Origin of the sequence: Pseudovibrio sp. Ad26, from assembly GCF_001623285.1 — a bacterium.
Taxonomy (GTDB): Bacteria; Pseudomonadota; Alphaproteobacteria; order Rhizobiales; family Stappiaceae; genus Pseudovibrio; species Pseudovibrio ascidiaceicola.
This window is the reverse complement of record NZ_LMCE01000146.1, coordinates 164314-179330: the sequence shown is the minus strand read 5'-3', so window position 1 is coordinate 179330 and position 15017 is coordinate 164314. Positions and strand designations below refer to the sequence as shown.

Annotated in this window: 17 protein-coding genes; 10 read left to right on the top strand and 7 right to left on the bottom strand. The window is 51.2% G+C overall.

Going from position 1 to position 15017, the window contains the following annotated elements; genetic code table 11:
- Positions 1 to 15 precede the first annotated feature (15 nt).
- The 4 genes from PsAD26_RS24540 (at position 16) to PsAD26_RS24525 (ending at position 4278) form a co-directional block, all read left to right on the top strand.
- Positions 16 to 378: a hypothetical protein gene (locus PsAD26_RS24540; RefSeq protein ID WP_063312491.1), complete on the top strand. Its 363-nt coding sequence runs from the start codon at positions 16 to 18 to the stop codon at positions 376 to 378.
- 188 nt (positions 379 to 566) lie between these two features.
- On the top strand, positions 567 to 2978 hold the full coding sequence (locus PsAD26_RS24535; protein ID WP_153041574.1) for a hypothetical protein: 2412 nt from the start codon (positions 567 to 569) through the stop codon (positions 2976 to 2978).
- Positions 2979 to 2999: 21 nt separating this feature from the next.
- Positions 3000 to 3278, top strand: coding sequence for a hypothetical protein (locus PsAD26_RS24530; protein WP_063312489.1), 279 nt, complete (start codon positions 3000 to 3002; stop codon positions 3276 to 3278).
- Between the two features lie 199 nt (positions 3279 to 3477).
- Positions 3478 to 4278 (top strand): DNA adenine methylase, encoded by an 801-nt coding sequence (locus PsAD26_RS24525; protein WP_057465676.1) that lies wholly within the window; start codon positions 3478 to 3480, stop codon positions 4276 to 4278.
- 41 nt (positions 4279 to 4319) lie between these two features.
- Here PsAD26_RS24525 and PsAD26_RS24520 read toward each other — a convergent pair whose 3' ends face one another.
- Complete coding sequence (locus PsAD26_RS24520) at positions 4320 to 4595, bottom strand: hypothetical protein (protein ID WP_153041573.1); 276 nt, start codon at positions 4593 to 4595, stop codon at positions 4320 to 4322.
- Between the two features lie 39 nt (positions 4596 to 4634).
- Positions 4635 to 5300, bottom strand: a complete 666-nt coding sequence (locus tag PsAD26_RS24515) for an AAA family ATPase (protein WP_063312487.1) — start codon at positions 5298 to 5300, stop codon at positions 4635 to 4637.
- Positions 5301 to 6013: 713 nt separating this feature from the next.
- Here PsAD26_RS24515 and PsAD26_RS24510 point away from each other — a divergent pair.
- From PsAD26_RS24510 to PsAD26_RS24490, 5 genes are all read left to right on the top strand, one after another.
- Positions 6014 to 6481 (top strand): curli assembly protein CsgF, encoded by a 468-nt coding sequence (locus PsAD26_RS24510; RefSeq protein ID WP_208860170.1) that lies wholly within the window; start codon positions 6014 to 6016, stop codon positions 6479 to 6481.
- A 15-nt stretch (positions 6482 to 6496) separates the two neighbouring features.
- Positions 6497 to 7447, top strand: coding sequence for a CsgG/HfaB family protein (locus tag PsAD26_RS24505; RefSeq protein ID WP_063312486.1), 951 nt, complete (start codon positions 6497 to 6499; stop codon positions 7445 to 7447).
- 250 nt (positions 7448 to 7697) lie between these two features.
- Positions 7698 to 9257, top strand: coding sequence for a curlin (locus tag PsAD26_RS24500; protein ID WP_063312485.1), 1560 nt, complete (start codon positions 7698 to 7700; stop codon positions 9255 to 9257).
- Between the two features lie 117 nt (positions 9258 to 9374).
- Positions 9375 to 9899: a curlin repeat-containing protein gene (locus PsAD26_RS24495; protein ID WP_063312484.1), complete on the top strand. Its 525-nt coding sequence runs from the start codon at positions 9375 to 9377 to the stop codon at positions 9897 to 9899.
- A gap of 41 nt (positions 9900 to 9940) precedes the next feature.
- Entirely contained in the window at positions 9941 to 10543 is a 603-nt protein-coding gene (locus PsAD26_RS24490) for a curlin (RefSeq protein WP_063312699.1), read from the top strand.
- Between the two features lie 20 nt (positions 10544 to 10563).
- On the opposite strand, the gene PsAD26_RS24485 is transcribed toward PsAD26_RS24490, so the two are convergent.
- Complete coding sequence (locus tag PsAD26_RS24485) at positions 10564 to 11433, bottom strand: BadF/BadG/BcrA/BcrD ATPase family protein (protein ID WP_063312483.1); 870 nt, start codon at positions 11431 to 11433, stop codon at positions 10564 to 10566.
- A 173-nt stretch (positions 11434 to 11606) separates the two neighbouring features.
- On the opposite strand from PsAD26_RS24485, the gene PsAD26_RS24480 reads away from it, so the two are divergent.
- Positions 11607 to 12149, top strand: a complete 543-nt coding sequence (locus PsAD26_RS24480; protein WP_063312482.1) for a GNAT family N-acetyltransferase — start codon at positions 11607 to 11609, stop codon at positions 12147 to 12149.
- 150 nt (positions 12150 to 12299) lie between these two features.
- Here PsAD26_RS24480 and PsAD26_RS24475 read toward each other — a convergent pair whose 3' ends face one another.
- From PsAD26_RS24475 to PsAD26_RS24460, 4 genes are all read right to left on the bottom strand, one after another.
- Complete coding sequence (locus tag PsAD26_RS24475) at positions 12300 to 12959, bottom strand: NAD(P)H-dependent oxidoreductase (protein WP_063312481.1); 660 nt, start codon at positions 12957 to 12959, stop codon at positions 12300 to 12302.
- 3 nt (positions 12960 to 12962) lie between these two features.
- A complete protein-coding gene (gene arsC, locus PsAD26_RS24470) occupies positions 12963 to 13373 on the bottom strand; it encodes an arsenate reductase (glutaredoxin) (protein ID WP_063312480.1) in 411 nt (136 codons plus the stop codon).
- Between the two features lie 22 nt (positions 13374 to 13395).
- Positions 13396 to 13758 carry a helix-turn-helix domain-containing protein gene (locus PsAD26_RS24465; RefSeq protein ID WP_063302099.1) on the bottom strand — a complete coding sequence of 121 codons (363 nt, stop codon included), beginning with the start codon at positions 13756 to 13758 and terminating at the stop codon, positions 13396 to 13398.
- Positions 13759 to 13918: 160 nt separating this feature from the next.
- The gene (locus PsAD26_RS24460; protein ID WP_063312479.1) at positions 13919 to 14650 is read right to left on the bottom strand and encodes a pirin family protein; all 732 of its coding nucleotides are present in this window, start codon (positions 14648 to 14650) and stop codon (positions 13919 to 13921) included.
- Between the last annotated feature and the right edge of the window lie 367 nt (positions 14651 to 15017).

Below are 15017 nucleotides of genomic sequence, written 5' to 3'. Positions count from 1 at the left end.
TTAGGGAGAAAAACAATGGCTTTTCTAGCTGACAGCGTATTGGATGCCGCGCTTTCGGAGATCTCCAGCAACGCTGTGGCGCTGCATATCTGCAAGCAAGCGCCAAGCTCTTACACTCAGGCAACATCCACTCACAGTCTTGGTAATAAGTCCGGGCTTAGTTTTGATGCTGCGGCAAACGGCAGTCCCAATGGACGGAAAATCTCAACCTCTGTGTCGAATGGATCTGTCTCAGCATCTGGTGATGCTACGCACTGGGCAATTGTGAGTGGAAGCGTGCTGTTGGCTCATGGCCTGTTGCCCGCGTCCCAAGCGGTGACTTCTGGTAACAAGTTCAATATCTCAAGTCTTGATATCCGCATACCAGACGCAGCCTAAATCTGCGTTGCATTAATGAAGGCTCTCAGTTTGCACTGAGGGCCTTTGCTTGTTGTTGCCCTTCTGCTGCAGGTGATCAGATGGCTGTTCCTGTTATAGAGACTTTTAGTACTGGGGAAGCCCCTGCGTACAATGAGACTCAGGTTGACTTACCTGTAGGAGTCCAAGCTGGAGATTTGCTTCTTCTAGTGACTTCTTTTGCGGTGGGCGCTGAATACGCAGGTAGCGAAGAGTTCTTGAATGTTCCGGGCATTACAAGAGACGCAAGTTCTCACACAATATCAGTGCAGTACAAAGTTGCTACGGCTTCGGAGCCTTCGTCCTATGCGGTAAAGAGGCTAACAACTGGTAGTTTTCAGACCGCTTGGTATCAAAGTGTATTGTTTCGAATTAGCGGCGTAGATCCTGTTAACCCGTTCGATGGTGTTGCAACGAACGTTGAGAATGGGGCGGCGAAGAATAACGGGATTTTTCCATCTGGTGTTTCGACGACCACAACCGATGCTTTGGTTCTGGCAGTAGTCTCAGCACGGCGGCATTCTGGCTATGATTCGGGTACCATATCCAATTGGGTGCAGGGGTGGCCGGAAGCTTATGATGACAATATCGTAAGCTCGGTTACTAGACCGGGGTTGGCTGTTGCGTACTTTACGCAGGCCACGCCGGGGGGATTGCCGGGTGGTTTGCAAGGGAGCGGTCCGAGTGATGTTCAAAAAACATTAAGCTATATAGCTCTGCGATCTGACACAGCGACTGAGCCGCCTCCACCACCTCCATGGGATGGTCCATTCTATGAGGCGCTCTCCACTGGTCATGCAGATAACACCTCGACTGGTTCTCTCACTTTGCCTTCTGGAACTGAGGCGGGTGACTTGCTGTTGTTTCTTGGTGACTGCGATGGGGTGGCTGGTTTCTTGACGCTTGCAGGCTTTCAGGACTTGCATGGTGGTCCGGTTGTCGGTGCTGCTGGCTCATCTCATCGGGGTGGCTGGCAATACCGCATAGCAGATGGAACAGAGCCTGCATCGTACTCGGTGGGGTTTCATAGCGGTAGTGAGCGGGCGGCATTCTCGTTACTTCGTTATAGCAATGTTGATCCAGACAATCCGATTAGAGCGAGCGCGACAAAGGTTGGCGGGAAAAACCAGATCGTGGAGTTTCCTACAGGTCTTTCAACTGATGTAGATGATTGCCTGATCGTTGGATCTATCGCAGTAGAAAGCGGGAATAGTGGTAGCCCAATTGTGCCAGATGTGAACTGGCCCTCTGATTGGACTGAGGTTTACGATAACTTCGGCGGGCCTCCCGGTGGTGGTGATGCTTCAGCATCTGCGGCGGCGGCTGTGTTTACGATGGATTCTGCGGGCTCAATCCCAGCAGAGAGCGCCACGATCATAGGCGGCAACACCTACTGGATCTCAAGTTATATCGCGATCGCGCCTGCGCCTTCATCTGGAGGAGGTACGCACGATCTTGGATTGATCACCTTAGAGTTCTCGGTTCCAGAGATCACAGTGAATGGCTTCTCCCAGGTTCATGATCTGGGAGGTGTTTCACTTGGTACCTCGGCACCTGAGTTGGGGCTTAGTGGATTTGCTCAGTTGCATGAGTTTGGCTCTGCTGAGCTGCTGGCTTCATCTGCCGAGATCTCTGTGGTGGGCTTTTCCGTGACGGTTCCGAGCACCACCTATGAGCTTGGATCGATCTCTGTTGAGTTCTCGGTGCCAGAGATTGAGGTTGGAGTATTCACTCAGGTCCATGGTCTTAGTTCTCTTGATCTAGCTCTTCAGCCTGCTGTAATTCAATGCGGTGCGTTTACTCAGCATCACGAGTTTGGTGCTGCTGCAATTGCTCTTCAGGCTCCCGAGATTGAGCTTGATGGCTTTACGACCTTTGATCCGACGATCACGCAAGAGCTGGGCTCTATCTTAGTAACCTACGCAGTGCCAGAGATTACGGTGGTAGGGTTTTCTCAGGTTCATAATCTGGGATCTGCTGACACGGCCCTTGAGCCTGCTGCAATCCAGTGTGGTGCGTTAACTCAACATCATGAATTTGGTGCTGCTGAGTTAACGCTTCGTAGTCCAGAGGTCGCGCTTGGCGGTTTCTCTCAGGTGCATGAGTTCGGTGCGGTTAGTCTGGCGGGTCTATCTCCTGAGATCGACGTTGGTGCCATATCAGTCATTAATCCAAGTACCACTTATGAACTTGGTCCGGTCTCCGTTGGGCTTCAGCGTCTGGTGATCGTGGTTGGCAGATTCTCTCAAGTTCATAATCTGGGAGCTGTTGAGGTGGCTCCTGAGCATGCTGCAATCCAATGCGGTGCATTCACTCAACATCATGAGTTCGGAAATGCTGAGTTAGCGCTTCGTACTCTAGACGTCACGCTTGGTGGTTTCACTCAAGTGCATGAGTTGGGCTCTGCTTCGTTGGTGGGGCGTGCAGCTGAGGTGGGCGTTGCACAGTTCAACACATTCAATCCGGGTGCCACTCCGCTTGAGCGGATTGTTTTTGTGCCCGCTGAAACGCGGGTAGCGTTTGTCGAGACTGAAGATAGGACGGCGAACGTTAAGCCTGAGGATAGGGCTTTGGTCCTCTGATCTCTTCTAGGAGAACGGCTAATGACTTTGACATGGAAAGCTCCCAAAGATCCTGATGACGTAAAGGATTACAAGTTGGATTGGTCCGCTCGTCTCGGAGACATGGAGGAGATTACAAGCTCTGAATGGTTGGTGCCTCTGGGTGTAACCAAGGGTTCAGACAGCCACACTCAGCATGTTGTTACTATCTGGTTGCGAGATGGAACGGCAGGCGAGAAATACAGGATCACAAATCGTGTTCAAACATCGCAGGGGCGGACCTATGATCAATCGGTCGTGCTTCACTGCTACGAGAGCTGATCACATCATTATATCTAGTTGTCTCTCTGGCTAATTGTCAGGGAGATAGACGTGTTTGCGTCACGTCCATCCACGGTCTGTCTGGTTGCTCAGTCCGTGAGAGCTTGCATCAATGCTGAAAGGCTCTTCCCCACCTGATACTATATACCCGTTAATCAGTAGGGTTGGGAAAAATGCCAAAGCCTGAAAGCTATCCTCTATGAATTTGTTTGGAGAAGTTGAGCCGGTCAAGGCGGAACCTGTCGCGCCTTACCTTGGAGGTAAAAGCCAGCTTGCTAAGTCGATTGTTGGCAAGATCCAGCAGATTGAACATGTGACGTTTGTTGATGTGTTTTTCGGTATGGGCGGGGTGTTCTTCCGCCGAGTATCTCAGCCGAAAGCTGAGGTAATCAATGATATTAATGCTGAGTTGGTCACACTCTTTCGTGTGCTTAGGAGCCACTCGGAGATATTGCTGCAGGAGCTAAGCTTCATGCTCGCGTCAAGGATTGAGTTTGATGCGCTTAAGAAGGCAGGCACTACCCATATGACGGACATCCAAAGGGCGGCGCGTTTCTACTACTTGCAGCGTTTGTCGTTTGGTGGAAAGTCAACAGGGCGTTCTTTCGGCGTCTCCCCAGATCGCCCATCACGCTTTGATATAAACCAGTTGAGAGAAAACCTGAGGCTGGCTGCATCGAGGCTTAGTTCTGTGACTATCGAGAGCCTAGATTGGCGAGAGGTAATATCTCGCTACGATTCCGCTGGAACGCTCTTCTATCTTGATCCTCCTTATTGGGGAGGTGAGACAGATTATGGGAAGGGTGTTTTTAAGCGAGAGGACTTTGCTGAAATGGCTGAGGTGCTATCTGAGATAAAGGGTAGGTTTCTGCTCTCGTTAAATGACCGAGAGGAAGTCCGGAAAACCTTTGAAGGCTTCGACTTGGAGCAAGTGCATCTCAATTACTCCATCAGCAAGGAAGCTGGAAAGAAAGTGGCAGAGTTGATTATCTCCAACTAACTCCACCACCCAATCAATATGAGAAACCTTGACGCTCGCAATCATCGATTGCGGGCGTCAAGTTCTTTGTAGGTGGGGATCTTCAATCCGTCCTCGCGTAACAGGTGGTAGAAGTATTCCTTCTGATCCATGTTCAATTCAGCAGCGCGAGCTTTGAACATGTCAACGATAGGCTGCGGTACCAGCGAAAAGCCAATCCGGCTTCGGTCAGCTTTCCGCATAGCCTCTACCTGGGCTTGATGCTCGCTCGCTTTGCCTTCGACCAGGTGAGAGATTGCTGCGCGCTTGTCGTCCTCTTCATCCTCTAGGGGAATCATAGAGGGTTTCTGTTTTTTGTATTCAGCCATCTACTAAACCTACGCAGCGCTCTTAATTTTGAATGGTGCTGGGAGCAACTTCTTTGCTCGCAACTCGGTGATGAGGTCGTGTGTAAGTTTCTTTGCACGACCTTGAGGGGATGCGCCAGTGTTCAAGGCGTCTTTAAAGCTGGTGGCATGCCAGAGGATTGTGTCAACGAACTCAAGTTTTCCATAATCCGCAAGCAGTTCATTGACAGAGGCCGTTGCATTAGTTCCTTTGTCAAAATCAACTCTTACTCCAAGAGATGGGATGTCCCTTCGAATGCTGTTTGCAGTTGCCGACACATACTTGTTTGTTGAGATAGCACCTTGTGCGTCTGCAACAGTGGCCTTGCAGGGGATGAGGACAAGATCACTTTCAATCGTGATAAAGCCTGATATGCGGCTATCAAAACCTGCCGTGTCTACGATGACATAATCGTATTGGTTTCGAAGCTCGCGTAGCAGCTCAGTGATCTCAACATCAGATAGTTCAGAGATGTGATCGATGTGACCACGCCCTTCAACTTCCTGCTTTGCCCACTTTGTTGCAGTCTCTTGCTTATCTGTGTCTACAAGGATGACGCTTGCACCCTCTGCCGCCAGAGAGCTGGCACTAGAAACGGCGAGCGTAGATTTTCCAGCGCCACCTTTGCTTTGTAAAATTCCTAGGATATGAGCCATTCCGGTGAAACTCCTAGTGTCTGACAATGAAAGTCTATCGTGCAATGTCGGTCGTTATACAATGAAACACAGACAATAGACAACTAACGATTGATGTATGTGCTAACTACATAGAGATGGCCTGTCCTACATGAGCGACTGTGAGATGGTGAGTAGTAGGATTAAGAAAATAGATTCCGAACCCACCAATTTTAATGGTGACAGCTTCCATTGGTGTGACTGATCGCGATAAATGGGGCGGTCAGATCGTGGGACACCTCCAATTTAACCCATTGATTTGTAAAGAGCGCTATCTGCAGTCATGCGGGATACTTAATCGTTGAATGTATTGAGGTTTATGGGTTTTTTGTAGCTCCTCCGGGCCTACCACCTTTCCTATCTTGTTCATTTCCCTTTTAGAACAGTTGCCTTGATGTAACTTGCATTCAAGTTATGAATTTATGCTATCTGCATGATGTAATCGTGTGGGCTCTATTAGAATTGATATTTATACCACTATGAATTTATAGGTGATATATTCTATCAGGCATCTACTGGGTGAAATTGGTTTAAAGTAATCACTTGGTTCTTACCTTGTTAAAAGAAACTAATACCTCGATATGTCGAGAGATGACACAATAGTATTCCCCCAATATACCAAAGCTACATCGATACAACTGACACTTTCTTTCTCAGAAATTTATCGTGAAGTCCTCGTTAGATTAGGGGTTGCTATGAGACTAAATTCTGCTCTCGGGCTTATGCTGGGGTGTGTCCTCAGTGTTGGCTCCTCTCACGCACAACAACTTGTTTATCAGCCGACTAATCCGAGCTTTGGCGGATATGCGGCGAACACTACCCACCTGTTTGCAACAGCGAATGCCCAGAAAACTGCGACTGTTGGAGGAAGCAACAAGTATGGTTCCGGGTCTGGTAGCGGTGCTGATGGTTCTGGCAGTAGCCTGGCTGATTTGTTTGTACGCCAGCTGCAGAACCGATTGATTTATGCTCTGGCGGATCAAGTATCCCAGGCGATTTTTGGTGATGATCCGAAAGACAGCGGCACTGTGAGCTTTGGCGACCAGAAGGTTTCGTTTGTTCGCGGCACAGATTCCATTCAACTGCAGATTATTGATGAAAGCACGGGTGCCATTACCGATATCACGGTTCCTGTCCTGCAGGACGGTACTCCCATAAATTAATGCCAGGTTATTGATATGATGAAGAAATCCATTGTTGTTGCCATGGCGTTGTCGTTGTCTGCCTGCGGGCCGGTAACACGCATGGCATTTAGTCCCGGACCTCAACTTGCAACGATTTCGGTGCAAGCCAGCAAGCTGAAAAAGCTGCCACCTCCGAAAGAACCAGTTTACGCTGCGGTTTACAGTTATCAGGATCTGACGGGTCAGTATAAGCCATCTGATAAAGTCCAGACGCTGTCACGATCTGTGACGCAGGGCGCTGACACGATGCTGGTGCGTGCGCTTCAGGATGCCGGGGATCGCAAATGGTTCCGCGTGGTTGAACGAGGCAATCTTGATGCCTTGCTGAAAGAACGTCAGATCGTCACGCAGATCCGCAAAATCTATCTGGGTGAGGACAAAGTTGATCCGAAGGTTCTGCCACCGCTGCTTTATGCGGGCGTTCTGTTTGAAGGCGGTGTGGTTGGCTATGACAGCAACACCCGGACCGGCGGCGCAGGGGCTCGTTATCTGGGCATTGGCGGAAATGCTGATTACCGACAGGATGACGTGACCGTTTCCCTGCGTGCTGTCAGCACGCGGACCGGTGAAGTCATGGCCAACGTGATGGTCCAGAAATCCGTTGTCTCCGTCGGGTTGAAAGGCGGCGCGTTCCGCTACATCGCTTTGGATGAAATTTTAGAAGCCGAAGCTGGCATCACCAAGAATGAGCCTGTCACCCTTGCCGTGCAGCAGGCCATTGAGAAGGCGGTTTATTCTATTGTTATGGAAGGGGCGCGTGTTGGAGCCTGGAGTTTTGAGAACCCGGCTCAAGCCAATGCTTTGTATCAGGAATACACATCTGAGAAGGCACAGGTCACCCAGCGTGTAAAGGTTAAAAAGGCTCGCCCCCCATCGAATATGGGTCCTTACAGAGGCAGTGTTCCACTGGCACGGTCAAACCTGTGGGCGAATAAGAAATCTTAGGATGTTGCAAAATGTTCAGCAGTTCTAGAACAACATCCATCTTTTTCCTCTTGATCCAAAGTTTCTCTAAGCCATTGAAAATAAGTGACTATGAGAAATGGTAGCAAGAGATCTCGGTTACCGTAAAAACGGTAATAGAGGGTGTGCGACCTCGCAAAAACTCACACACCCTCATGTCGCAACGGAGCAAATTTGATTGGTTACAATCTCCTTTGCTCACCCGAACTATTATAGGTGAAGGTTCGAAATTATGAAGCAAATTCTTATTTTGTCATGTTCAGCTTTAGCATTTTCAGTTGCAGCTGCACATGCAGGAGATGGTAATGCATCTTCTCTGAGCCAGGTAAATCTTGCTGGTGCAGGCAACACGGGTACAATCACCCAGATTGGCGACAGCAACGACGCGATTGTAGTGCAGACCAATACTGCAGGTGGCGGAAACACTGCGACTGTACTGCAGACTGGCAGCAACAACATTGCGGGTAACAACCGCACTGCTAACACCAACCATCATGGTCAAATGGTGCAGAATGGCGCCAGCAACACTCTTTCCGTCAACCAAGATAACAATCAGATGGTAAAAAATGTCACTCAGTCTGGTGACCAGAACACTGCAAGCATCTTGCAGCGTGCAAATGGTTCTCCTTCTGATCGTACTCCTGATCATCGTGTCTGGGGTGTGAGCCAGACCGGTCAGGCTGGTGCTGTTGCCTTGCAGAACAGCCTGACAATTGACCAGCGCGGTGATACCAACGTTGTGGCTCGGGTTACTCAAGAAAACACCAATGCTGTTGGTGGAGTTAACACCGCTTCAATCCGTCAGCGTGGGGAACTTAATGGTGCCAATATCGATGATGTTCCACCAGATCCAACGGGAACGGGTACTCCTGTTGTTGAAGGTCCATCCCATGGTGCAAAGCTGATTCAGGTTGGTTCTGCCAACGACACATCAGCTCTTCAGAATGGTTCACGCAACAATTTCTGGCTTGAGTCCAGAGGTGTCGGCAATATGGTTGATCTGGTTCAGGATGCTGGTTCGAACCAGTCCTACACCAAATCTGTCATTGAAGGTGACATGAATGATGCTGGATACCGCCAGACTGGTGACATGCAGGATATTGATGTCAGTCTAAACGGCAGTAACTTTATGATCCGTGCGCGTCAGGCTGGAGACTCCAACACAGTTGACTACGTGGGTGCTGGTACTAACGGCAAAGTTTCCATTCAGCAGTCTGGGGCTGGCAATGCCTTCTCCGGTTATTCATGGGGCGATCGGCAATATATTGCTGTGAAGCAGTCTGGTGATAACAACGGTGTTTACATCGATGGCTTGAATGGTCCTAACCTCAACAAGTTCTATGTGTTGCAGACGACAAGCGACAACGGCGTAACTGTTGGTGTTGTTGATGGTAGCTATAACCGCCTGCAGTTCATTCAAAAAGGTGGTGATGACAACAACATCGATTTTGAAGACGTTAATGGTGATCAGAACAAGATCTTCCTCACTCAGAACGGTACCGGCAACTCTATCACCGGCAATGTTGGTAATCGGACTGACGCTTCTACCAGCAATGATAACCACATTCAGGTCGGGCAGATCGGTGATTACAACCAAGCGGGCGTTTCTGTGATGGGAAGCCACAACAGAGCAATGGTTGGTCAGAAGGGTGACTTCAACGTTGCTAATGTCAGCCAGACGGGTGACAGCAACTCTGCGACCATTAATCAGGGGGCTGCCAGTGTGGGAGTTCCAGCTATCGTGACTGACAGTTCTGTTCCGTTCAATACATTGATGGGCTCCAACTGGTAAGTCTTTTTCCCCCGGCCTACGGGCCGGGGTCTTTTCAGTTTTAGTGACTGAATCCAGAAAAAATAGAAACCGCTGTGATGTGATGGGAGTGGAGTAGTCCACTTCCGGAGCATTGCAATGTTGTTTGGGCGTGTTGGTTTTTTCGTTTTTGGCAGTGTTGTTTGTGGTGCTCTTTCTGGAGTTTCTGCCCAGGAAATGGCGGTTATTCCGCAAGTCGATGTCTCTGGATATCAGCAGGATGCTTCAACCTCTCAGTTACTGGGGGGTAAGAGCGCTCAGGTGTTTACGGGTAACATTCCTCAAGTGACGGAATTTGGTGGGAACACCATCAGTCTTCGGGGGCTGGAAGAGAGTTACGCCACTTTGATCGTTCCCGTGATGCCGGAGCTTGTGAGTGATGTACCTAACTCTCCGGTTGCCGGGCAGGGACTCATTATCGGGACTGGGAATACGGTGCTTTATGAGGCTGAAGGAACGGGCAATGGCTTTGGGTTTATCCAATATGGATATGGCAATGCACTTTCCGGTAGAGCTTATGGGCACAACAACAATGCACTGGTGGGGCAGTTCGGGAACAACAACCGGGCGCTCTTCAATCAATTTGGAGATGGAAATTCTCTGAGTATCATGCAGGGGCAATAGCCTTCAGTGGGCTCCTCGCTCCGAGTTTTCGAGTGATGGATATGTTTAGGAAATTAGCTGGTTTTATTCTGGCATCTGTTTTGATGCAGTCTGCGGCTTTTGCAGGTGATGGGAACACGGCTCTCATCCGGCAGGTGGGGGACAATCACGAAGTTCAAGTTTCGCAGAGTGCGAGCAACAGTGAGGCTACTGTTTTGCAAGGTGGAGACACTCTTGCTGCAGGTTTGGGTCAACAGGCTTTGCGCGGAACATGGTTTGTTGGCAAGATCTTTGGTGCTTCCAAAAACACGTTGGATACAGCAGATAATGTTGCTGCGCTTGCAGTGCGCAACAGCTTTCTCGCACCTTCTGCTGCTGGTGTTGGCAATGAGGCGAGTGTTGTGATTTCGGGTGATAATTCAACCGGTAACCTGTTCCAGACGGGGGATGGCAATCAGGGGGCTGTGGAGGTGTCTGGCAGCAATTCCAAGGGTACGTTGTGGCAACAAGGCAATAACAACGAGGCCGGGCTTGCTGTGACGAGCAGTGGAACCAATGTGCTTTACACGCAGCGTGGCAATGGGCTTAAAACCTCTGACATCAGTTCAGGAAATACGCTCACAGTTCATGCGCCCGGCAACACTGTTATGGTGCATCAGCAGTAATTAGGTCGCGCGTTTTGCGATTAGGTGTTCAGGGCGTTTTCACGCTCTGCCATTGCCAGGGCACCGCGCAAGGCGTCGTTCTTGGCGGGTACGAAGAACTGCTTCAGGTCTGGGGGCAGAAAGGCATCGTAGGCGTGGCTCAGGCCACCGAGTAAAGCGATGGGGAGTTTGCCATCGTCGCTTAAAAGTCGCAGGGCTGAGGCCACGTAGGTGGTGCCTTCCTCAACAATGTCGAGGGCGAGCCGGCTCTGTTGCTTGGCGTAGATGAGGATGATGGGCATGAACTCGCCGAAGTCTTTTGGCTTTGCGGTGCGTGCAAACTCGGAGAGCTTACGCGGATCATCATCAAACTGACGCAGAATATGCTCCGTTAGCGGGCACAGGCTGCGCAGGCCGTCATGGGCGAGCAAGGCTTCTTCCAGTGCGCGTTCGCCCATTTTGGCGCCGCTGCCCTGATCTCCGCAATGGAAGCCCCAACCGCCGAGGTAGTAGTGCTTTTCGCCTTTACGGGCCATGAAGTTGGATCCAGTACCGAGGATGCCGATGACGCCGTCGTCGGAACCGTGGGCGCCTTCCAGCGCAATCAGGCTGTCTGAGACGACCTGAACGGCGGCGAAAGGCAGGTTTTCTGCAAGGCCGATAGGGTCGTTGTGGGCGTTTGCGCCTGCCAGGCCCAACACTGCGAATGTTTGTTGCAGAGCTTCTTCGGTCAGGCCCGCGTCCTTGCAGGCCTCTTTGGCAGCGTGGAGAATGGAGCTGAGGCTCTGGGTCGGATCGCTGTAGATGTTGGCTGATCCGGCTTTGCCGCGCCCCAGCAAACGTCCATCCGCCGTTGCGATTGCGGCACGACAACTGGAGCCGCCGCCATCAACACCCAGAATGTAATCCATGAAGCTCGCCTCTGTTCGTTCCAATCCCACACCTGTGTATGGCAGCAGGTGTTTAATGCATGGTTGAGACTTGTCAGTTTTAGCGGCAGTGGTTTGGTGATGAGTGGTGGTTCGAGTTGCAAGACTGCAAGAGTCCTGATCTTCTGGAGCAATAGCATTGAGAAAGGGCCGGGGTGAACGGGTTGTCCATTCATGTTTTCAGAGAGGATGAGATTGATCGGCAGCGTGAGGCTGGGATTACGACGCTGTTAGATAAGTGCTTTCCTGAGGTCTTTGAGGGCCGAACCTTCTTTAAGCAACTTCCTCATTTCAGGCTGATTGTTGAGGAGCGAGATGAAATCATCGGACAGGTCGGCGTTGATCACCGCGTCATTAAGGTTGGTGAGCAGCGGTTAAAAATATACGGATTAATTGATCTGTGTGTTACTGAAGCACGTCGCAAACAAAGCTTAGCAAGTATGTTGTTGCATACTGCAGAATGTATGGCGAAGCGAGCTGAAGTTGATTTCATCGTGCTCATGGCTGATGATGACGCATTGTACCAGAAACATGGATTTCTGCATGTTTCACCAGCTCTTACAAAATGGTTGGCTATAGAAGATTTGGCTAGCGTGATGTTGCTCGAAAGAGATTTGTCTGATTGCTTTATGGTCAAGCCAATTGGCGATACGCAGCGGCCGGAAGGGCAGATCGATATGTTGGGCTATCTTTTTTAATAGTCACCTTCACAATGGTCCTGCTTAGGCAAGCGAGAGAAAGCTGTTTGCGTTCTATCTTGGCAACGCAAACAGCTTTAACTGTTCTTTTCTTCGCAGGTTTGCACTTCAAACGAAGTGCTTGGAGGAAGATGGGAAATCGTGCCTGTCTTACTTCGTGTTCACCCGTGCAGAGAGTTCGGCTGCGGTTTCTTTGCGTTCGGAGTAGCGGTCGGTCAGGTAGTCGGAGTGGCCGTGGGTGAGGTGGGTGAACTTCATGAGTTCTTCCATGACATCCACCACGCGGTCGTAGAGGGGCGAGGGCTTCATGCGCATCCAGCGGCCCAGAACGCGCATCTGGTTGAGGGCGTTGAAGCTTTGGGAGCCGCCGCTGACTTGCATCAGAGCGAGTGTCTTACCCTGAGTTGGGCGGACTGCGCCGGCGGAGAGAGGTACCCAGTCAATCATGGTTTTCATGATGACGGTCATGGAGCCGTGGCGCTCTGGGGAACACCAGACCTGACCTTCGGACCACATCATCAACTCGCGCAGTTCCTGCACCTTGGGGTGATCAGGCTCTGCGTCATCAGCCAGTGGTAGGCCGCTTGGGTTGAATATGCGCGTCTCGGCGCCGAGTTGCTCCAGAATGCGCTGAACTTCCAGCACCGCAAGGCGGGAGAAAGATCGTTTGCGCAGGGAGCCGTAGAGCAGCAGGATGCGTGGGGCGTGGTCCGGCGCATCGTCCTTGCGCAGGGCGTCAGTCTTGATGGGGTGGAAGCTGTCGGCCTCCACCTTTGGCAGATCTGTCAGATCGAAAGAAGTCTCAGACACGGCTTAACCCTTTGCCGGAATGACGACTTCGCCATCTTCCTTGGTGAATGCGCCTATCTGTTCCTCATCCAGAATTTCCAGCAGGACTTCGGAGGGGCGGCAGAGGCGGGTGCCTTTGTCGGTGGTGACGAAGGGGCGGTTCATGAGGATTGGGTGTTGCTCGATGAAGTCGATGAGTTGGGTATCGGTCCACTTTTCATCGTCGAGGCCGAGTTCCTCGTAGGGCGTGCCTTTTTTGCGCAGGATTTCGCGCACGGTGAGACCGCTGTCTTTGATCAGCTTTTCCAGTGTAGCGCGGGAAGGCGGGGTTTTGAGATACTCAATAACCTCTGGCTCCATGCCTGCTTGCTTAAGCATGGCAAGGGTGTTGCGGGAGGTGCCGCATTTTGGGTTGTGGTAGATGGTCGGGTTCATTTGGTCTCTCCGATGGGGTCGGTCAACGACAAGGGAACGGGTTGAAATCCAGACACAGGGTAGGATCGCCGTTGCAGCAATCCTGCGTGAGGAAGTGAAGCAGGCCGCGCATGGTGTGCGGGGCAATGGCATAACGCACGACACGCCCTTCGCGCTGGGCGGTGAGGAGCCCGGCGCGTTCAAGCGTTGCGAGGTGGAAGGACATACGTGTGGGGGCGATGGACAGGTCCTTGGCGATCTGTCCAGAAGGCAGGCCCTCAGGCATTGCTGTCAGGATGAGGCGGAAGGCGGCAAGCCTGTCCTTATGCGCTAGTGCGGCGAGTGCTGCGACGGCGTCGTCTTCCTGCAGATCTGTGGCGGTATCACCCTTAGAATTCTCAGTCATGTGAAAATACTACAAATATCCTTGTAGTATTGCAATGAGAGTTTTTAGAGGAAGAAGGAGAGGGAGGCATTTATTGTTTTTTGAGGAGTGCCTCCCTCCCTTTAAGCCAATGCCAACCTGTCAGGCATTGGGTGGTCCAGATGGGGGATGTGCGCTGTGTTTAGCTGCGTGGTGACAGGTGGAAGAGAATGACCTCTGCGCCTTTGCCGTTGGTCAGCTCCAGTGTGCCCTGGCCTTCTGCTTCAATGGCATCGCCATCTGTCAGCGTTTGGCCGCCTATCTGCACTTCGCCCCGCGCCACGTGCACGTAGACGGCACGCTCATCTGCCAGCTCAAAACTGATGGTGTCAGCACCATCCAACTTGCCGGAATAGATATCGGCGGCGGCCTCTGTGCGGATGGAGCCGTCACGGCCATCCTGAGAGAGGAACAGCTGGAGTTTACCGTTGCGGGCCTCTTCGCTCAGCTCCAGCATTTCATAGCGGGGCGTGGTGTTTTTGCGGTCCGGGATCAGCCAGATCTGGAGCAGGTGCGTTTCGTCCGTGCTGGATGGGTTGAACTCGGAGTGCTGCACACCGGTGCCGGTGCTCATGAATTGGATGCCACCTTTGTGCACGGTGCTGCCGTTGCCCATGGTGTCTTTGTGTTCCAGTGCGCCTTCCAACATGTAGGAGAAGATTTCGAAGTTCTCATGAGGGTGCATGGGGAAGCCGCCATCCGGGCCGACCCAGTCATCGTTGATGACGCGCAGATTATGGAAGTTCATGTTATTGCGGTCAAAATAGCTGGCGAAGCTGAAAGAGTGGGCGGACTTCAACCAGCCAGCATCGGCGTGGCCACGCTCCTGAGCTGGGCGAATTTTGACTCTTAAATCAGTTGCGATCGTAGACATGGGGCTCTCCTGATTTCTTAATATTTACAGTGGTGTCGTCATGCCCTTAAAGATATTCTAGTGTTCAGAATGAACAAGGTAAGCTTTGGTGATCTGATTGTTCGTCATTAGTGAACGAACAGATTCGGCATGTGTTTGCGGAAGCTGCGAAAATCCCCTCTTAATTTCACGAAAATTTCGCAGGGAGAGGTGCCAGAACAGATTCCTGTGCGCTACTTGTGCCAAAGCCCCTAAATCTGTGGGTTAGCGCCACGCTTTAAAGACTTCTGTGTAAACCCTATGCCTAATTTGCGGATTGGTTAATGAAACATTTCCGAGTCATGATGCAGCTGTCCTTCAAAATGGCTGCACTCAAGCCTTGGAGCGT